Source organism: Nesterenkonia sandarakina (genome assembly GCF_013410215.1).
In the GTDB taxonomy this organism is placed as follows: Bacteria; Actinomycetota; Actinomycetes; order Actinomycetales; family Micrococcaceae; genus Nesterenkonia; species Nesterenkonia sandarakina.
In genome coordinates this window covers 1,881,082-1,896,761 of sequence record NZ_JACCFQ010000001.1, presented here as the reverse complement: position 1 = coordinate 1,896,761, position 15,680 = coordinate 1,881,082, and the positions used below count along the sequence as shown (strand labels likewise).

The 15,680-nt window shown below is 67.0% G+C and carries 21 protein-coding genes; 8 read left to right on the top strand and 13 right to left on the bottom strand.

Annotated features, from left to right (window positions below; translation table 11 throughout):
* The first annotated feature begins 135 nt into the window (after positions 1-135).
* Positions 136-768 (top strand): NUDIX domain-containing protein, encoded by a 633-nt coding sequence (locus HNR11_RS08760; RefSeq protein WP_179441978.1) that lies wholly within the window; start codon positions 136-138, stop codon positions 766-768.
* 50 nt (positions 769-818) lie between these two features.
* Here the strand turns inward: HNR11_RS08760 and HNR11_RS08755 are convergent, their stop codons facing one another.
* Complete coding sequence (locus HNR11_RS08755; RefSeq protein WP_179441977.1) at positions 819-995, bottom strand: hypothetical protein; 177 nt, start codon at positions 993-995, stop codon at positions 819-821.
* Positions 996-1,146: 151 nt separating this feature from the next.
* Between HNR11_RS08755 and HNR11_RS08750 the strand changes: the two genes are divergently transcribed.
* Together HNR11_RS08750 and HNR11_RS08745 are read left to right on the top strand one after the other, a co-directional pair.
* Entirely contained in the window at positions 1,147-1,578 is a 432-nt protein-coding gene (locus HNR11_RS08750; RefSeq protein ID WP_343050628.1) for an ArsR/SmtB family transcription factor, read from the top strand.
* Positions 1,571-2,020, top strand: a complete 450-nt coding sequence (locus HNR11_RS08745) for an SRPBCC family protein (protein WP_179441976.1) — start codon at positions 1,571-1,573, stop codon at positions 2,018-2,020. Before HNR11_RS08750 ends, HNR11_RS08745 begins: the two co-directional genes overlap by 8 nt.
* Before the next feature lie 22 nt (positions 2,021-2,042).
* Here the strand turns inward: HNR11_RS08745 and HNR11_RS08740 are convergent, their stop codons facing one another.
* The gene (locus HNR11_RS08740) at positions 2,043-3,023 is read right to left on the bottom strand and encodes an alpha/beta fold hydrolase (protein WP_179441975.1); all 981 of its coding nucleotides are present in this window, start codon (positions 3,021-3,023) and stop codon (positions 2,043-2,045) included.
* A gap of 154 nt (positions 3,024-3,177) precedes the next feature.
* On the opposite strand from HNR11_RS08740, the gene HNR11_RS08735 reads away from it, so the two are divergent.
* A complete protein-coding gene (locus HNR11_RS08735) occupies positions 3,178-4,110 on the top strand; it encodes a cation diffusion facilitator family transporter (RefSeq protein WP_179441974.1) in 933 nt (310 codons plus the stop codon).
* A 15-nt stretch (positions 4,111-4,125) separates the two neighbouring features.
* Here the strand turns inward: HNR11_RS08735 and ku are convergent, their stop codons facing one another.
* Both ku and HNR11_RS08725 read right to left on the bottom strand, forming a co-directional pair.
* A complete protein-coding gene (gene ku, locus HNR11_RS08730) occupies positions 4,126-5,013 on the bottom strand; it encodes a non-homologous end joining protein Ku (protein ID WP_179441973.1) in 888 nt (295 codons plus the stop codon).
* 206 nt (positions 5,014-5,219) lie between these two features.
* A complete protein-coding gene (locus HNR11_RS08725; RefSeq protein WP_179441972.1) occupies positions 5,220-5,978 on the bottom strand; it encodes an alpha/beta fold hydrolase in 759 nt (252 codons plus the stop codon).
* Positions 5,979-6,051: 73 nt separating this feature from the next.
* Here HNR11_RS08725 and HNR11_RS08720 point away from each other — a divergent pair, with 73 nt between their 5' ends.
* Positions 6,052-6,786 carry a WYL domain-containing protein gene (locus HNR11_RS08720; RefSeq protein ID WP_179441971.1) on the top strand — a complete coding sequence of 245 codons (735 nt, stop codon included), beginning with the start codon at positions 6,052-6,054 and terminating at the stop codon, positions 6,784-6,786.
* Positions 6,787-6,947: 161 nt separating this feature from the next.
* Here the strand turns inward: HNR11_RS08720 and HNR11_RS08715 are convergent, their stop codons facing one another.
* The 8 genes from HNR11_RS08715 to HNR11_RS08680 all read right to left on the bottom strand — a co-directional run bounded on the left by HNR11_RS08715 (position 6,948) and on the right by HNR11_RS08680 (position 12,156).
* Positions 6,948-7,817 (bottom strand): M23 family metallopeptidase, encoded by an 870-nt coding sequence (locus HNR11_RS08715; protein WP_179441970.1) that lies wholly within the window; start codon positions 7,815-7,817, stop codon positions 6,948-6,950.
* The gene (locus HNR11_RS08710; RefSeq protein WP_179441969.1) at positions 7,817-8,341 is read right to left on the bottom strand and encodes a helix-turn-helix domain-containing protein; all 525 of its coding nucleotides are present in this window, start codon (positions 8,339-8,341) and stop codon (positions 7,817-7,819) included. The genes HNR11_RS08715 and HNR11_RS08710 overlap by 1 nt, the downstream gene beginning before the upstream one ends.
* 104 nt (positions 8,342-8,445) lie before the next feature.
* A complete protein-coding gene (locus tag HNR11_RS08705; protein WP_179441968.1) occupies positions 8,446-8,751 on the bottom strand; it encodes a hypothetical protein in 306 nt (101 codons plus the stop codon).
* Between the two features lie 131 nt (positions 8,752-8,882).
* A complete protein-coding gene (locus HNR11_RS08700) occupies positions 8,883-9,110 on the bottom strand; it encodes a hypothetical protein (RefSeq protein WP_179441967.1) in 228 nt (75 codons plus the stop codon).
* Between the two features lie 68 nt (positions 9,111-9,178).
* Positions 9,179-9,391, bottom strand: a complete 213-nt coding sequence (locus HNR11_RS08695) for a hypothetical protein (protein ID WP_179441966.1) — start codon at positions 9,389-9,391, stop codon at positions 9,179-9,181.
* A gap of 25 nt (positions 9,392-9,416) precedes the next feature.
* Positions 9,417-10,307 carry a serine hydrolase gene (locus HNR11_RS08690; RefSeq protein ID WP_179441965.1) on the bottom strand — a complete coding sequence of 297 codons (891 nt, stop codon included), beginning with the start codon at positions 10,305-10,307 and terminating at the stop codon, positions 9,417-9,419.
* Entirely contained in the window at positions 10,297-11,175 is an 879-nt protein-coding gene (locus tag HNR11_RS08685; RefSeq protein WP_179441964.1) for a serine hydrolase, read from the bottom strand. Before HNR11_RS08685 ends, HNR11_RS08690 begins: the two co-directional genes overlap by 11 nt.
* A gap of 75 nt (positions 11,176-11,250) precedes the next feature.
* Positions 11,251-12,156: a LysR family transcriptional regulator gene (locus tag HNR11_RS08680; RefSeq protein WP_179441963.1), complete on the bottom strand. Its 906-nt coding sequence runs from the start codon at positions 12,154-12,156 to the stop codon at positions 11,251-11,253.
* A 147-nt stretch (positions 12,157-12,303) separates the two neighbouring features.
* Between HNR11_RS08680 and HNR11_RS08675 the strand changes: the two genes are divergently transcribed.
* A complete protein-coding gene (locus HNR11_RS08675) occupies positions 12,304-13,629 on the top strand; it encodes an MFS transporter (protein WP_179441962.1) in 1,326 nt (441 codons plus the stop codon).
* A gap of 11 nt (positions 13,630-13,640) precedes the next feature.
* Here the strand turns inward: HNR11_RS08675 and HNR11_RS08670 are convergent, their stop codons facing one another.
* Positions 13,641-13,958, bottom strand: coding sequence for a hypothetical protein (locus HNR11_RS08670; RefSeq protein ID WP_179441961.1), 318 nt, complete (start codon positions 13,956-13,958; stop codon positions 13,641-13,643).
* Between the two features lie 156 nt (positions 13,959-14,114).
* Between HNR11_RS08670 and HNR11_RS08665 the strand changes: the two genes are divergently transcribed.
* Together HNR11_RS08665 and HNR11_RS08660 are read left to right on the top strand one after the other, a co-directional pair.
* Positions 14,115-14,888 (top strand): CPBP family intramembrane glutamic endopeptidase, encoded by a 774-nt coding sequence (locus HNR11_RS08665; protein ID WP_179441960.1) that lies wholly within the window; start codon positions 14,115-14,117, stop codon positions 14,886-14,888.
* A 47-nt stretch (positions 14,889-14,935) separates the two neighbouring features.
* Positions 14,936-15,634: an 8-oxoguanine DNA glycosylase OGG fold protein gene (locus HNR11_RS08660; protein WP_179441959.1), complete on the top strand. Its 699-nt coding sequence runs from the start codon at positions 14,936-14,938 to the stop codon at positions 15,632-15,634.
* The last annotated feature ends 46 nt before the right edge of the window (positions 15,635-15,680 follow it).

Here is a 15,680-nt window from a genome sequence, read left to right as displayed (position 1 = left end):
CCACCTGCTCGCAGGCCACGGCGCGTATCTCCGCAGTCTAGGACGCCAGGCCCGCTTCGCCTATGGGACAGGTCACGCGGTCGACGACGACGCCGGTTCCAGCCCGCCGCGAAGCACCCCACGTAGGCTGAACCCATGGCCGTCCATGACTCCCCCGCCGAGCACCCCCTCCTCGAAGCCAAGACGCTGCAGACCACGCCGATCTATGAACTGGTCCAGGAGACCTTCCGTTTCGGTGCGGCCGGCGAGACCCTGACCCGGGCGTTTCTCAAACACCTGAGCGCCGTGGCCGTTCTTGCGGTGGACGAGCAGGACCGGGTCCTGCTGATCCGGCAGTACCGGCACCCGCTGCGACAGAACATGTGGGAGATCCCCGCCGGACTGCTCGACGCCGAGGGCGAGCCGATGCTCGACGCCGCCGCGCGGGAGCTGCACGAGGAGGCCGATATCAGCGCCGACACCTGGCACACGCTGGCGGATTTTCACACCAGCCCGGGCGCCTCGAATGAAGCCATCCGGATCTACCTCGCCTCCGGGATCACCGAGACGCCTGAGGCCGACCAACACGCACGCGAAGGCGAGGAGGCTGAGATCGAGAAGACCTGGCTCCCGCTCCCCGAGGCGGTCCAGGCCGTGCTCGCCGGGCAGATCCACAACCCCAGCGCGGTGACCGGGATTCTGGCCCTGCACGCTGTGCGCACCGGCGCCGGAAAACTCCGCGAGCCCCGGGCCCCCTGGGCGGATCACCCGCGCGGCATCACACCCTAGGACGACGCCGCCGCTCGCCTGCCTGCCGGAGCTCACCCATCTGCTGGAGCTCAGCCGTCTGCCACAGCTCCCCCACCTGCCGCGGTCTCCCCTTCCGCCGCCGCTGAGAACTGCTCGGCCAGACGGCGCAGGGCCTCCCGCACCTCCTCGCCTTCTTCCAGCTCCCAGGCGAACCCGCTGGTGGCCAGGTACATCACGATCACCTCGGGCCGATCGGCCCCGGTCACACCACCACGGGTGCAGGGCCCGGTGGCCCGGTGAGATCCAGGCCCTGAACCCGGTGAGAGCGCCTCACTGTCACCGCCGAGATCGGGCGTCGAACCATTGACCGCAGGAATGCCGCACCCTAACGTGTAAGCAACTACTTACGCATTGGAGGTGCTCTTGCCACCCAAGGATCCACTAAGCGTCACCTTCAGCGCTCTGGCCGACCCCACGCGCCGGGACATCCTGAACAGACTGCGACGCCGGCCGCTCACCGTGAGTGATCTCGCGAAGCACTACCCGATGAGCCGCGCCGCCGTCTCTCAGCACCTCTCGGTGCTGGAACGGGCCGAGCTGGTGCGCCGGAATCGCCGCGGACAGTGGATCGACTGTGCGGTCACCCCAGCATCACTGGATGAGGCGGCCCGGTGGATCGAGAAGCAGCGCGCGGAGTGGAACGACCGGCTGGATCGACTCGAGGACCACCTCGGCTCGGCACACCCACCGGGGACCGCACTCAACGCCGCAGCAAATACCCGATCCGACACCCCACCCGGTCCCCCGCCCCGGAGGACTTCTCACAGGAAGGCAAAGAACCATGACTGACACCACCACAGGATTCACCCTGGTCAGGACGCTGCCGGCCACCCCGGAGCAGATCTGGTCCGCGTGGACGAACCCCGATGAAGCCGCCCAGTGGTTCCACCCCGAAGGACTTTCCACGCCGCGCGATTCGGTCTCCATGGATGTCCGCGTGGGCGGTCACTACACCTACACGATGGTCAATGAGGCGGATGGCGCCGAGTACGTCACCGGCGGCGTCTATCGCGAGGTCGCACCCTTCGAGCGCCTGGTCTTCACCTGGGACGACCCGGGCAGTGATCCCCAGGGATCTCCCCTGATCTCAGTGACTCTGACCCCCACCGAGGGCGGCACAGAGCTGACCCTGGAACTGCGCGGAGCCCAGGGCGCGAAGGGGGACGACGGCATCTACGACGGCTGGGACAGCGCGCTGGATGTGCTCGAAGGGCACCTGCGCCCGAGCTGAGTCTCGGTGGTCACCCGCTGGATCATCTCGGTTCACCGGCGATGCGTGCGGCCATCTCATCATTGGCTTCACGCCAGGCGGCGACCATGGCAGGACCGCCGTGTCCTTCATCCTCCTCGATCACCAGGCGGCTTCCCGGCCACGATCGGTGCAGCTCCCAGGCGGTGCGCAACGGTCCGCTGACGTCGCGCCGTCCGTGGATGAGCACTGCCGGGATCCCGGCGAGGCGTTCCATGCGGTCCAGCAGCGGCGGGTCACAGAACCCGTCGTTGGACCAGTAATGCGTGACCAGGGTGACGAAGGTCTGGCGGAACTCAGGGTCCGCCCAGCGTGGGTCTCGCTGGAATCCGCCGGCGCCAGGGCCGATGTGGGCGTCTTCCCAGCGCGCCCAGGCCTGCGAGGCTGCGTCCCGCACCTCCTCGTCGCAGTCACGCATCAGCTGCCGGTAGGTCTCGACCAGACGGGCCACACCGCGTCGATGCCCCGTCCCCGCCTGCTCAGCGTGCCGGGCGAAGCGCTCCCACTCCTCGGGGTAGAGCGCGCCGACCGTCTCGGTGATCCAGTCGACCTCCCACCGCGAGGTGGTGGTGACCGCCATCGCGACCACTCCGTGGACCCGATCCGGGTGCTCCTGGGCGTAGGCGATCGCCAGCGTGGAACCCCAGGAGACGCCGTTGATCACCCACCGCTCGATGCCCAGATGCTCGCGCAGCTGCTCGAGGTCCGCGATCAGCCGAGGGGTGGTGTTGGCATCGAGGTCATGCGCTGGATCGAGCGCGAGCGGCACCGACCTGCCGCAGCCACGCTGATCGAGACCGATGATCCGGAATCGCTGGGGATCCGCCTTGGTCACGTAACCACGACCGCCTAAGCCCGCGCCGGGTCCGCCGTGCAGGTATAGCAGCGGGATCCCGGTCCGGGAGCCCGATTCCTGCCAATAGAGGCACTGCCCGTCGTTCAGGGTCAGCAGGCCGGTCTCATCAGGCGGTTGAGACGTGTACATGCGGCCAGCCTAGCGACGGAGCTGCTGGGACCCCGATCCTCAGGCGGCGGCGAGCTCGGATTGCGCGGCGAACGGGCCCCTGACGGCCGACTGCCGCAATAGAGTAGCGGTGCACCCCGCGACCATCCCGCCCCTCGAAAGGCCCATACTCTTCATGCGCACGGAACAGCAGACTCTGAAGGTCTCCCTCATCGGAATCCTGATCGTCTCAGCCCTCGGAATCGGGTTCGGTCTCGTGTCGGGATCCTTCGCGATCCTCTTTGACGGCGTCTTCTCACTGGTCGACGCGGTGATGTCCGTGGTGTCCATCACCCTGGCCGGGCTGATCGCGAAGTCGGCGTCCAACGCGCTCTCCCGGCGCACCCAGGACCGGTTCACCATGGGGTTCTGGCATTTCGAGCCGATGCTCTTGGCGGTGAATGCTCTGTTGATGATGTCGGTGGCCACCTACGCGTTGTTCCAGGCCATCGCCGCTCTGACCTCCGGCGGCCGCGAGGTCGAATTCGGCCCGGCGGTCCTCTACGCCGCCGTCGTGGCAGTGCTGTGCCTGGTCATCGCACTCATCGAACACCGCGCCAATAAGAAGATCGACTCCGCCCTGGTCGCGATGGACGTCAAGGGCTGGATCATGGCCGGCGGCGTCACCGGGGCGCTGCTGGCGGCGTTCCTGATCGGGATGCTCATCGACGGGACCGAGGCGGAGTGGGCCATGCCCTACGTGGACCCGGCGGTGTTGGCGGTGGTCGCCCTGATCCTGCTGCCGATGCCCTTCGCCACCCTGCGCAAGGCCGTGGCCGAGATCTCCCTGGTCACCCCGCCTGAGCTCAAGGCACGCGCGGAGACAGCCGCTCAGGACGTCGCCGAGGCTGAAGGATTCTCCGACTACCGGGTCTATGCCTCCCAGCAGGGCCGAGCGCGCACCGTCGACGTCGTCTTCTATGTCCCGGAGGATCAGGGGCTTCGGTCCCTGGAGGACTGGGACCGGGTGCGCGATGAGACCCGGACCCAGTTGGACGGCGATGATCCGCACAGCTGGATCACGATCACCTTCACCACGAAGCAGCCGCCCTCGCGTCCGGTGCGCTGACCGGGCTCCTGCGTCTCAGCTGGCCTTCTTCTTCTGGCTGGAGCCTGAGCTCTTAGCCGCTTGCGTCTTCTTGCTGCCGGACTTCTCCTGCCCGGAGTCTCCGGAGCCCTTGCCCGTGCTCTTCCGCCGGGAGTCCACGGACTGCTTCAGCGCCTCCATCAGGTCGATGACGTTGCCGTCGCCCTCCTCGTCATCCTCGACCTCGCCGAAGGTCGCCTCGGTGTCGATGTCTTCGCCGTGGGCGAGCTTCTCCTCCACCAGGGTGTGCAGCTGATCCTGGTACTCGTCCTTGAACCGCTCCGGGTCGAAGTCCTCGGCGTAGGAGTCCACCAGCGAGCTGGCCATCTCTTGTTCCTTCTTGGTCAGCCGGGACTTCGGGACGTCGAACTCCGGGTCCCGCAGCTCATCGGCCCAGCGCAGCCCCTGCAGCACGATCACATCCCCGCGCACGCGCAGCACCCCGAGCCGGGTCTTCGAGCGCAGCGTGAACGTCACGATGGCCACCCTGGAGGACTCCTCCAGGGTCCGGCGCAGCAGCACATAGGCCTTCGCGGACTTCCCCGAGGGCTCCAGGTAGTAGGACTTGTCCAGCTCCATGGAGTCGATCTGGTCCTCGGGCACGAACTGCTCCACCGCGATCTCCTTGGAGTCGTCCGCGGGCAGCTCCCCGAGCTCCTCCTTGGTCAGGATCACTGTGGATTCCCCGGAGTCATAGGCCTTGTCGATGTCCTTATAGTCCACCTTCTCGCCGCAGACCTCGCAGTGCCGCTCGTAGCGGATCCGGCCGCCGTCGTCGTCGTGGACCTGATGCAGGGACAGATCATGGCTGCGGGTGGCCGAATACAGCTTGATCGGCACCGTCACCAGGCCGAAGGACACGTCGCCAGACCAGATTGCCCGCATGGTTCACTCCTGTTGTTCGTCGCTGCTTGTGGTTCGTCGCTGCGTGTGGTTCGTCATCACCTATGGGCCTATGACACCACACGCGTCGGGGTCAGCACAGGCAGAGCGCCGGATATCAACGACGACGACGGCGCGGGTCTGCTCCGGTGGGCCGGGCCGGCCGGACTCGCCGGCCGGACTCGCCGGCCGGACTCAGCTGACCTGTTTCAGGCCGTGCGGTCAGCGCCGCGGGTCTGCGAAGCCGCCCTCGCGATGACCTCGGCGAGATCTCGGGGACGGCTCCACATGGGCCAATGCCCCGTCGGAAGATCGACGACGTCGAGGTCCTCGAGCGTCGTGACCTCGGCGAACATGGGGTGTCCGGTGCGGGCCAGCTCCAGGACCTGCGCCCCCGGGAGCGAGCAGCACACCAACGTGGTGGGGATCCTTCCGCGGGCCTCGTTGCTGAGCGCGACCGACTCCCGAAGCACCGGAGCAGGTTCAGGAACAGCCCGGGCCCGGAAACGTTCAAGGACCTCGGCGCTCAGGCCTTCCAGGCTGGCCTGCTCGGCGAGGGCATCGAAGGGCGGCAGCGGCAGCTCCGTCACGGACTCGGGGAGGTCTGGGGCGAAGCTGCTCCCGGGGGCCACCGGCCCGGAGTCGACCCACACCACTTTTTGGGTGAGGTCGGGATTACGGTCGAGGACCAGGCTGACGGGGGCGTTGGCCCCGCTGTGCGCCACGATCACTGCGGGCCTGTCCCTGGAGGCTCCGGCCTGGGTCATGACGTCCTGGATGGCGGCGGCCTGATCGTCGAGGGTCGCTGCGGTGCGCTGTGGATCCTCGCTCTCCAGACCGGGCAATGTGATCGCGAGGGCGTGGAGCTGGCTGGTGTTGAGGTGTTCAAGGACCTCGTCCCAGGCCCAGGCGCCCAGCCAGTGACCGGCGATGAGGATGATGGGCGGATTCTCTGTATTCGGTGTCATGCCACCAGTTTCATAGCCGAGATGGACAGGGGTGTGTCACTATCTATGTCATGAATTTGATCTGGACGACCCGGTGAAGCGAGCCGAGCGGCTGCATGCGCTCTCCGAGATGCTGCGTCGTCACGGGACTCGCGGGTGTTCCGCGGAGCGGCTGTCGCGAGAGTTCGGGGTCTCCGTGCGGACAGTGAAGCGGGACCTCGCGGCGCTCGAGAGCAGCGGAGCACCCGTCTGGTCGCGTCCAGGTCCGGGCGGTGGCTACGGATTGGCCGTGGGCGCGTCCCTGCCGCCTGTCACGCTGTCCGCGTCGCAGGCGGTCGCCCTGCTGGCGGCCGTGTCCGCGGCACCCGAAGCTCCCTACTCCGATCTGGCGGGAGCCGGGGTTCAGAAGATCCTCGACGTCCTCGATCCCAGGACCCGGGTGCGCGCCGAGGAGCTGGCGGGTCGCGTCTGGGTCAACACGCCTCCCTTCAGCTCACGCGCCATCAGGTCAGCCCTGGAGGAGGCGATGTCCGAGCAGCGCGTCGTCAGAATCCGCTACACCTCGCGAGAGGGTGCCACGACGACTCGCGACGTCGAGCCGGTGCTCTTCGCCTCCACGAACGGGCAGTGGCACCTCGTGGGGTGGTGCCGGTCGCGTGATGCCATGCGATGGTTCACCATTTCGCGCATCCAGCGGGCCAGTGTCACCAAGACCGCGTGCAGCGGCCACACCGTAGACGAGGTCGGTGAACCCCCGCCGAACGCCCGACCGGTGCACGGTGCGGGTGGGCCCGGCGGTGACACCGCGCCACCGATCAGACCGGGCTAGGACACGTGACGCCGGTACGTGAACTGCGCGGCACGCATTCCTGGGGCGAGAACGGGTGCTTTGACGCCTGTCGCCGGGGAGATTCCAACCGTTTGCGCCCCAGCGATGAGGATCTCCGCCCAAGGCCGACGTCGGCCCCGGCTTCAACCCCGCTCCCCGGGTCAGGCCTCGAAGATCTCCCCGTTGCGCGGCATGCTCAGCACGGCGTTGGGTTCGGGCTGCTTCGCGATCTCTGCCAGGGACGGCTCGATCTCTTCGGACCGGGTGATGTCCGTCCAGGTCATCTTCAGACCTGCGGCCGCATTGGGGTTCGCACGATCCATCAGGTGCACGTGCAGGTGTGGCTCTGAGGAGTTCCCGGTGTTGCCGACCTCCCCAAGCTGATTCCCGACTCCCACCTGCTGCCCCTTCTGCACCGCTACGCCGCCCCTCCGAAGGTGGGCGTAGACGGCGGCGGTACCATCGGCGTGTCGGACGATCACGTGATTGCCCAGCAGTGCCGCCCGTCCGGCGACCGAGCGCAGTGAACCCTCCAGGACGAGCATGAACACCAGGCTCTGCCAGGTGTTTCGCGCCCGGTGATCCCGTGACCGCGACCAAGTGGCCGTGACCACACCCGGCGCCATCGCATACACCGCCTCCCCGAAGCTCGGATACTCCTGGGGCGTGGAGTTTCGCCACGCCTTGCGAAGCTTGGCAGGGGTCGCCGGGGTGGTCGGGCGCAAGATGTCGACGGCGGCGTACTGCCCCAGGAACCTGGAGCCATGGCTTGGGAGCTGCTGACCGGGTGTGTTCAGCGCAGCCCAGCGACCACGGACGGGCGCCGCCATCCGGTGCGGCTGATGGGCCTCGGCTCTGGGGTGGACGGCGAAGAGCACCACACCCAGGGCGATCGCGGTGACGATCACGGGCGGCGGGACGGCGGCGACGAAGTCTGGCACCACATCGAGGACGCCGAGGACTCCCAGCAGCGCTCCGAGCAGAATGGGAACCAGCCAGAGCGGCTTCAACCGGGAGATCGCACGGCGCATCAGCGGTCCACTCCGAGCAGGATCACCAGCAGCGGCACGATCCGGGCCGGTGGCACCTCATAGCGGCCGGAGCCGCGCGAAGCCACCCAGCCTGCGGCGACCAGTTGCCGCAGATGGTGATAGACCTGCCCAGTGGTGCCGAAATCTCCGGCCTCGCGAATCTCCTCCACGGAGGAGGCATCGGTGAGCAGCCGCTGGAGCAGTTGGAGTCGCACCGGGTGCGCCAGCGCCGAGAGGGATTCCGCGCGGGAGCCGAAGTCGGTCTCGAACATCTCCTGCACCGAGCTCTGCATCTGCCACTGCACGTGCTCACCTTTGGGCACCGTGGCCGCGCCGGTCATCAGCACCGCGCCGGAGCCATCCTGGACGCGCTGCTTGAGCCCCTCGAGTGCCCAGAAGACCTCGTGGTGATCCGTGGATGAGGACGTCAATCCCGCCGATTCGGAGGATTCGAGTGCGGCGAGCCGCTCCTCCACCTGCGTGAGACGCTCGGCCAGCCCCTCGAAACTGTCATGTTCGGCCATGGCTTCAGGCTAGCCGAGTCACGTTATTACGTAAAGACGATACTCGTACGCACTTCCATAACAGGACTCGCGCGCCAGGTCGGGCTCAACGACACCTCAGGCCCTCAGGTCTGCCGGCGCCACCAGCGCCCGAGCGGATCCCCACCAAAGCCGACCGGCTGAGACGTGGGGTCGATGGCACCCGAGGATGCGCTCTCCCGCGCCGGGTCCCGGTACTCGTCGTCTGAATCCTCGCCCTCCGTGGAGGGCTTGAGCATGTGCAGCAGCCCCGCGAGGACCGTGGTCACCGTGGCCGAGCTAGAGAGCCACTGCTGGCCGATCCATTCACCGCCGAAGAACAGCTGCACGAACCACCCGATGAGCAGCGCGGCGGCGATGCCTGCAAGAAATCGTTGTGCTTTCTTCAGCATCCCTCGAGTCTACGGATTGAGAATTTCAATGAAACCCCCGAATGGAAATATCTATACCAAGAAGAATTCGTCAGGCATGCAAAAGGGGCACCGCCGATGATCGGCGGTGCCCCTTGAGAGAAATGCTGGAATCAGCGCTTCTTGCCCTTGTTCTCATACTGCGAGAGCGCCAGACCCAAACCGAAGAAGGTGGGGGCCCAGTGGCCTACGAAGATGCCCCAGCGATCAGCCTGCGGCTTGGAGTCATCCTTCTTGAAGCGGGAGACGGTCCAGCTGCCGAAGGACAGCGCAACCGAGGCGAGCGCAGCGTTGTAGGCGTGCTCCGAACGGAAACCGAGATTGTGCAGTGTGGTCAGCATGTGACTCCTCACATCGAATCGTTGTCAGTACCCGAATGAATTTGGCACCTGACTCCAACGTATGGGTGTCACCTGGTGATTTCCTCTGCATTACCCAGGCGCCGGCTAGATCCCCGCAGCCCCACCAGGGCGGATACGGCACACAGTGCAAGACCCAGCAACGCCAGAGCAGGCCCCCACCCCAACTCGATTCCCCACGTGCCGGTGACCAGAAGAATTCCGGTCAGCATGATGAGCCCCAGACTTGCGGCAAGGACACACAGGTTCAGGGCTCGGCGCATGGATGGAGTCTACCGAGGCGCACCCTCAGCGGCTTGCTGAGTGGTAGGCCGCGAGGCCCAGGGTCCCGAGCACGGCGGAGACGTCCCGCGGAGAGACGACACCCGCCGACGACGGCGGCAGGTGGGCCGCCACGTGCACCCACTCCCCAGCCTGGTTGGGCAGAGACAGGACCGAGCTGTATCCGCGCTCCGCGCCGGCAGCCGTGAGCTCCCAGCCGGACAGCGTCTGGTGCGGCACTCGGCGCGGACCATACCCGGGCAGTGCCGAGGCCAGTCCGGCGGGCTCGAAGACCTTGCCCATCCAACCGGAGACCCGTCGCAGCATCGCGGAGGAGACACCCCAGGCCCGTGATGAATCGCTCTCCGCACCCGATGCGAGATCCCCAGGGGTGCCGAGCAGGCGCAGCAGCTGTACCGTGGCGGCCGTCGTGGTCTGCCCCAGCAGTCCCTCACCCCAGGAGGCATCGGCTTCGATCCCGGTGAGCCGCACCGAGTCGAGACCCAGCACCGCAGAGACCTCACAGGCCTGGGCGAAGAGGTCCACGCCCTCAGCATCAACGACGTCCCGCAGCGCGAGCACGCAGGCGCCGTCGCCGGTGGAGAAGACCAGGTTCAGCGCATCATCCACGCTGAGCTCCAGATCCCCGCTCATCAGGCGCAGCGTGCCGGTGCGTGCGGCGGCGCGGTGATCTGCGGTCACCGTGATGGCCCGCTCGAAGAAGCCCGCTCCCGCCTCGCCGAGCTGGGCCAAGGTGAGCCCGAACAGAAGCTTGCCGATCCCTGCAAGATCATGCGGCTCCTCCGCTCGAGACTCAGCGACCACCCCGGGCGAGCCGGCGGCAGCCACGGTGAAGCGCATGTGCGGATACGCCACCGCGCACTCGTCGAGGGTCACCCTCTCCACCTCAGCGACCATGCGACCACTCCTCCACCGCGAGTCCCAGCGCAGCAAACAGGTCGAAGACCGCCACCCGCCCAGGGACCCCGGAGGGCAGCTGAGTCGGGATGTTCTCGGCGTAGGCCGCCACCGCCGCGAGCGGAACACCGTCTCCGGAGAGTGCCAGTCCCACCTGGGAAAGGCTGCGCAGTCCGCGTCCGTTCTTCTCCGCGAACCGGACACCGGTGCAGGCCACACCCAGCGCCGGGGTGAAGATCCCCAGCATCGCCTCGCGGGCGAACGCACAGAGCTCTTGGGAAAGCAGCAGCTCCGCAGCGGCGGCGTCACCCTGGCACCCCCGGCCGAGCTTCTCCAGCAAGCGGGACTGATCCTGCGCCGTCGTCGTGGTGAGGGTGTCCAGGGAGTGGCCCCAGGTGAGGTCGCCGGTGCGGGGGAAGATCTCGCGGTGCACGGTGGCGTGCAGGCCCGTCCAGGCGCAGTAGTCGTTGACCCATTGCAGCGAGTCGGGGCGGACGGAGCCGATCGCGTGGAAGACCAGCTGGGTGCAGATGTTGTCCGAGGTGCTCATCATCTGCAGCAGGCAGTCGCGCAGGCTCAGGGAGATTCCGACGGAGAGGTTGCGCATGATGCCAGCCTGGACGCCGTCCTTCATCTCCTCGGTGATCACCCAGCGGCCTTCGAGGCTGAGCTCTCCGGTCTGCACCAGGGCCAGGCAGGCCAGCAGCACGCTGACCTTGCGGGTGCTGAAGGAGGCGACGGCGCGGGTGGGGCCCCCGCCGATGACCTCACCGGTGCCGATCGGGCGGATCTCCCAGGAGAGCACGAACGGCTGATCAGCAGCCAGGCGGGTGACCGCCGTCTCAAGCTGTTGCAGCTGCGCCTCCACAGGACTCCTCACCATCAGGTGTGCCGGACAGATTCAGCTTAATGGCCACCGCCTACCCGTCCGCACGCTCCGACCTCAGCGCAGGTAACTGGGGCGGGCGTGCTCTAGGGCAGCGATCGCGGAATCGATCCGCGGATTGCCCCGTGAGCCGGCCCGAAACGTGAGCATGATGCGGCGGTGCGGACGGTGCTCCCCCGCCAGCGGGATGCGACGCACCCGGGGATGAGAGATCTCCTGCGCGAGTCGGGGGACCGCCGCAATACCCAGTCCTGCGGCCACAAGGGCAGCCGTCGCGGTGAGGTCCTGTGCGTAATGGCTTGCGCGGGGAGCGTATCCGGCTGAGCGCGTCGCCGCGTAGAGCTCCTTATAGGAGTCCTGGTGCGGCAGCCCGGTGACCCATTCCTCATCGCGCGCCTCCTCCAGCCGCACCTCATCCCGCGCCGCGAAGGGGTGAGACTGGTGCACCAGGAGGTCGATCGGATCGTCCATGAACCCGGCGACTTCAATATAGGCAGGAAGGCGACTCATGGATTCGTCCGCGACGAAGAGGCCCACATCGATCGCACCGGTCTCGAGTGCTCGGGTGATCTCCTGTGAGTAGATCTCCTTGGCCATGGGCCGCAGCATCTGGTGATCCTTGCGCAGCCGCACCACGGCTGGGGTCACGATCGAGGTCAGAACGGTGGCGAAACCGCCGATGGACACGGGGCCGCATAGTTGCGTGGCAGCCGAAGCGGTGTCGCTGAGCGCTGACTCCCACTGAGCGTTCAAGGCCCGGGTGTGCTCGACCAACCGTTGACCTGCCGGGGTGAGCTTCACCCGGCGCCCCTCGTGCTCGAGGAGGTCCAGGTCGATCTCCGCCTCGAGCTGCTTGATCTGCCGCGAAACCCCCGAGGGACTGCGGAACAACACCTCCGCCGCGGCCGTCACCGTTCCGTACTCGCTCACGGCGATCAGAAGCTGCAAACGCGAATCGATCATGCACTCATACTGCACGATCATCGTCACTATATGAACCTGGACGCAGGATTCCCTGTCCGATGCACTGAGTCCATGCCTCATACCGTGATCTCCCCCAGCCCCCGACAGCACGAACCGCCGATCTCGCTGGCACGTCTGACTGGAATCTTGGCCACATTCACTGTGGTGCTGCTCGTCGGCGGGACCGATCTGACGAAGGTCGCCGTCGCGCTGCCCGAACTCACCGCACAGTTGGAGCTGAATCCGGTGCAAGCGCTCTGGACTGCCGACGCCTACGCCCTCTCCACAGGTATCGCGGTCATCCCTAGTGCGGTCCTGGCTGACCGTTACGGGAGGAAGCGCATCTACCTGGCCGGGCTCACCGCGGCGGTGGCGAGCGCCCTTGTCGCGGGGATCGCCACCGACCCTGCGACGCTAATCATCGGACGCATCGGGCAAGGGGTCGGATCCGCCCTGCTCATCGCGGCCACGGTGGCGATCATCCGCGTCTCATTCCCCACCGTGAGGTCGCGAGCCTTCGCCTACGGCCTGTGGGTCTCCAGCTTCAGTGCCGGAGTCGGTCTCGGACCACTGCTGGGCGGACTTTTGGTGGACCGCCTGACCTGGGCTTGGGTCTTCTGGATCAACGCACCGGTGCTCGGGCTGTGCCTGATCGCAGCCGTCTTGGTGCTCCCTGAATCGAGGAACCCTCGTCCTCCAGGCCTGGATCCGTTCAGCATCGGGTCCTCGACGATCGGGATAGCAGCGGTGATTCTGGCACTGAAGTCACTGCCCCGGGACGACTCCACCTGGTTCGCTCCGACCCTCCTTGTGGCAGGCGCCGTCGCCGTTGCTGCTTTCTGCCTCCGTCAAGCTCGACTGCACCGCCCGTATCTGGACGTGGCGCTGTTCAAGAACCCGGTACTCGCGGTCGCAGCACTGAGCATCGCGGCCACCACAGGACTCTTCAATGGCACCCTGTACCTGCTCACCCAGCAGCTCCAGCTTGTTGATGGGCGGTCCGCCCTCGAGGCAGGCGTGATGTTGCTGCCCCTGGCGGCGGCCAGCGTCCTCGGCGGAGTGCTGAGTCCATGCCTGAAGCGGTGGATCTCCGAGCCGCACCTGCTGACCACAGGGTTCATCTGTACGACGCTGGGTCCGCTGCTGCTGATCTCGCTGCCCCAGACCGCCCAAGCGGCGAGCTTGATGTTGCTGGGTCTCGGCGCCGGCGCGGTGATGGCAATAGCCTCGAACGCCCTGATGAGCTCCGCTCCCACCACACGCACCGCAGATGCAGGCGCCATCCAGGAGAGCGCCTTCGCCCTGGGTGCTGGAATGGGAATCGCCACTCTCGGTGTGCTTGCCCTGGAATTCAGCACCGACCAGGAGGTTAGTCCGGGGTCAGGCATCGACTCCGCACTGGGTCTGAGCGCGTTCCTCTACATCTGCCTCACGATCCCAGCAGCCCTCGTATTCCTGGCCCGACATCGCTGAGCCAAGGTCGCTCAGATGTCATCCTCGTAGGCGGGACCGCCTTCGCTCTCCCACCGGGTGAGTTGGCGGGTCCTGTCGGCGTTGTGCTTGCGCCGCACCCCATAGCCACCCTGATCATCCTCGGCGAAGAAGACGGCGCCGAAGGCCTCCAGCGCCACGCGCAGCCTCCGGCTGGATCCGGGATCCAGCGCGAACCCGCGATGCTCGAAGTCCCGGACCCGCGCGACCTCTAGACCGGCCGCCTCGCTGATCTCCTCGACCGAGACCTGGGTCAGGGCACGCGCCGCCCGCGCCAGATCCGGCGTCAGCGGATCGAGATATCGCTTCATCTGCTCAGTGTGGCAAGCCGGGCCGCCTAAGGGAACACTGGGTGCCACAGCCCTCAATAAACAGACAGCTCATCAGAGATTGTCTGCCTCCGTCCCCGGTAGGACCATTCTGAGCAGGCGCAGTACATCTTGGCTCAGCTTCAGGGGGAGGCAGTCATGCGGGTCCAACCACAGGCATGGATCGCGGTCGCCGTCGTCGTGGGTTACGCCGCGATCATGGGGGCCACCTGGTTCTTCACCGGCACCGACTATGAGACAGTCGGGTCTACTGCGGCCAGTGCGATGCAAGGCATCGTCCTACCGGTCGCGCTGGCCTCACTGTTCACCGCCGCAGTCACCTACTGGCTGGGATGGTGGGGGCCCGCGCTGCGCGATACTCCCACGGGGCCCCGCTGGCTGCTGGTGCTGCCGGTCCTGATCGTGCTCACGGCGCTGGGAAATCTGCTCAGCCACGGCTTCGAAGGTGTGGAGGCCCGACTGGTGCTCACCCTCGCACTGGGCACCCTATTGGTGGGCTTCGGGGAGGAGCTGACCCTGCGCGGGGTCGCCGTGGTGGGGCTGCGAGGTTCCTTCGGTGAGGTGGGCGTATGGTTCTTCAGCTCGCTGCTCTTCGCCCTGCTGCACGCAATCAACCTCTTCTTCGGGCAGTCGGCGGCCGCCACACTGCAACAGATGGTCTTCGCCTTCGCCATCGGCACCGCGCTCTACGTGGTGCGCCGAGTCACCGGAACCCTGGTGATCTGCATATTGATCCACGCCTTCTGGGACTTCGGAACCTTCGTCGCCGGGGCATCCACCGGCGCGGCCACGCCCTTCGCAGTCTTGGCCCTCTTCCAATACGCGGTGATCGTGGTCGCAATCATCGGACTGGTGCTCGTGCTGCGGCAGGGCCGGGCCAGCACCCAGCGGGCACATGTGAAGGCGGCGTGAGGCATCCGGTGGGCGCGGCGCCCGGCTAGGCCCATTAGGGTTGGTCCATGATCATTGAAGACGCACGACTTCCCCAGGACATCCTGCACGCCCTGCCCGGCCCGAATGCGGTGATGAAGCACGGCGTCGACGTCGACGCCGCCCGCTGGCGCGCGGAGCTTGCCAAGCGCGACCTGCCCACCCTGACCGGGATGCTCGGCAGCCTGGACCGGGTCTCCCTAGCACGCCGCGACGTCTTCGAGATCGGCGACCGCGAGCGCACCCCGGAGAACGCCTTCCAACTCTTCTACTACTCGCTCTCCTGGGGCCTGGGACTCAAGGCTCCCCGGCTGCACCACCGGCTGGACAACTTCGCCTCGCACCGCGAGGAGGCCTCCGAGCTGCTCGTCACCGCGTGGAACTCGGTGCGTGACGGCGATTCCGCCAAGGCCGCCTTCAGCATCCTGACCAGCGACGACGGCGCCGGTCGGATCCCCTGGTTCGGCCCGGCCTTCTCCACGAAGTTCCTCTACTTCGCCCAGGGTGCGGCCGCCGAGCCGAAGCTGCTCAGCCTGGACCGCGACGTCGCCGCGAACCTCGCCCGCGACGCCTGGCCCGACGCCACCACCGACGTCTGGGTCCCCGAGCTCTACGCCCAGTACTGCGCCCTGCTCACCGACTGGGCCGATGAAGCTTCGCAGGACTCCTCGGTGGACCGCACGGTCCGCGCCGATGAGATCGAGCTGGCGCTGACCCGCCGGGCCTGAGCTTCGGGGCCTGAGCTTCGGGGCCTGAGCTCCGGGGCTCCCCCGC